The organism is Nonomuraea maheshkhaliensis (genome assembly GCF_039529435.1).
Taxonomy (GTDB): Bacteria; Actinomycetota; Actinomycetes; order Streptosporangiales; family Streptosporangiaceae; genus Nonomuraea; species Nonomuraea maheshkhaliensis.
Map to the genome: position 1 here is coordinate 1 of NZ_BAAAMU010000287.1, position 2,271 is coordinate 2,271.

At 74.2% G+C, this 2,271-nt stretch carries 1 protein-coding gene; it reads right to left on the reverse strand.

The window, feature by feature from the left end:
* Nucleotides 1-20 precede the first annotated feature (20 nt).
* Nucleotides 21-2,271: SDR family NAD(P)-dependent oxidoreductase (locus ABFX54_RS56370; protein WP_346115568.1), on the reverse strand; the 2,251-nt coding region annotated here is incomplete at its 5' end.

The following is a 2,271-nucleotide window of genomic DNA, read 5'->3' on the forward strand; positions in this document are numbered from 1 at the left end:
CGTGCCGGCCGCGTTCGACGTCAGGGCGCTGGCCGCACGAGCACGGGCTCCGGCCGGGCCAGCGCGGCGTCGAGCAGGGCGAGCCCGTCCTCGACCGGCAGCGGTGCGAGCCCTTCGCGCGCCATCATGGCCAGCTCGTTCTCGTCGAGCCCGTCGAGCATGCCGCCCGCCCACGGCCCCCAGGCCAGCGAGCGCACGGGGTGCCCGGCGGCGTGGTGCCGGCGGGCGAACGCGTCGAGGTAGGCGTTGGCGGCGGCGTAGTTGGCCTGGCCGGTGCTGCCCGCCGTGCCGGCCAGGGAGGAGAAGAGGACGAAGGCGCGCAGGTCGTGGCCGCGGGTGAGCTCGTACAGGTGCCGCGCGGCCGTGGCCTTCGGGCGCAGGACGCGGTCGAGGCGGCCGGGGGTGAGCGCGGCGATCACGCCGTCGTCGAGTACGCCCGCGCAGTGCACGACGGCGGTGAGTTCGCGGCCGTCGATGAGATCGGCCAGCGCCTCGCGGTCGCCGGCGTGCGCGGCGGCGATCTCGGCGTCGTTGCCGGGCTCCGACAGCTCGGCGAGCAGCTTCTGCGCGCCCGGCGCGTCGGGGCCTGAGCGGCTGGTGAGCAGCAGCCGCCGTACGCCGTGCGTGCCGGCCAGGTGCCTGGCCACGGCGCCGCCGAGCCCGCCGGTGCCGCCGGTGATGAGGACGGTGCCGTCCGGGTCGAGCGGGGCGGGGACGGTGAGGACGACCTTGCCGATGTGGCGGGCCTGCTGCATGTGCCGGAAGGCGTCCTTGGCCTGCCGGACGTCCCAGCAGGTGCGCGGGTGGTGGTTGAGGTGTCCGTCGGCGAACAGCTCCAGGAGGTGACGGAGCATCTCGCCGATCCTGGCCGGCCCGGCTTCGCCCAGGTCGAAGGCGGTGTAGCCGGGGGTGGCCGGCCGGAGGTCGGTTTTGCCCATTTCGATGAAGCGGCCGTCGGGTTTGAGGAGGCCGAGTGAGGCGTCGGTGAAGTCTCCGGCCAGGGAGTTGAGGACGACGTCCATGGGTGGGAAGCGGTCGGCGAACTCCAGGGTGCGGGAGCTGGCCAGGTGTTCTTCGTCGAGGCCGGTGGCTTTCCATTTGGCGGGGCTGGCGGTGCCGTACACCTCCGCGCCGAGGTGACGGGCGATCTGCGCCGCCGCCATGCCCACACCGCCCGCCGCCGCGTGGATCAGCACCTTCTCCCCCGGCTGGAGACCGGCCAGGTCCACCAGGCCGTAGTACGCGGTCAGGAACGCCACCGGCACCGCCGCCGCCTCCGCGAACGACCACCCCTCGGGGATGGGCGCGAGCTGACGGTGGTCGGTGATCGCGAGCGGGCCGAACGCGCCGCCGTCGAACATGCCCATCACCCGCTCGCCCACGGCCACGCCGGTCACGCCGGGGCCGACCTCGGTGACGACGCCGGCGCCCTCCAAGCCCATGGGACCGGCCTCCCCCGGGTACATGCCGAGTGCGTTGAGCACGTCGCGGAAGTTCACGCCCGCCGCGCGGACCGCTATCCGTACCTGGCCGTCCGTCAGCGGCGCGGCGGCTTCGGGGGCGGGTACGGCGGTGAGGCGGTCGAGGCTGCCCTTGTCCTCGCTGTCCACCCGCCACGCGTCGGCGGGTGGGGTGAGTGCGGCGGGCACACGGGCGAGCCGGGCCGCCTGCGCCTTGCCTTCGCGGATGCGGACCTGGTGCTCTCCGGCGGCGAACGCGGACAGCAGCGGTTCAACGTCGGGGTGATCGCCAGGGGCCTCGGTGGGGCCGTCGTGCTCGGCCAGGAGGAACAGGCCGGGATGCTCGGCTTGAGCTGATTTGACCAGGCCCCACACGGCGGCGATGTCCGGATCGGCGCTGTCGCCGGTGACGAGGGCCAGCTTGGCTCCTTGGGCGCGGTCCGCCGCGATCCAGGTCTGGAGCAGGGCGAGCGTCCGTCGCAGGTCGCCGTCCACCCGTACGAGGAGCGTCTCGTTCTCGGCCGGGTCGGCCGGAATGCCGTCGCCGGCGGCGATCCAGCGGTGCCCGCCGCCGGGCTGGGCAGGGAGCACGGGGACCCATTCGAGGTGGTAGAGGGAGGTCGGACGCTTGCTGAGCTGGTCGGCCGACACCTCGCGCAGGGCCAGCGAGCCGATCGACACCACGGGGTTGCCCGCCTCGTCGGCCGCCTCGATGCTGACGGCGTGGGGGCCGGGGGTGAGGTGGACGAGGAGTTTGGTGGCGCCGGTGGCGTGCAGGGTGACGTCGGTCCAGGCGAACGGCAGCTCGACG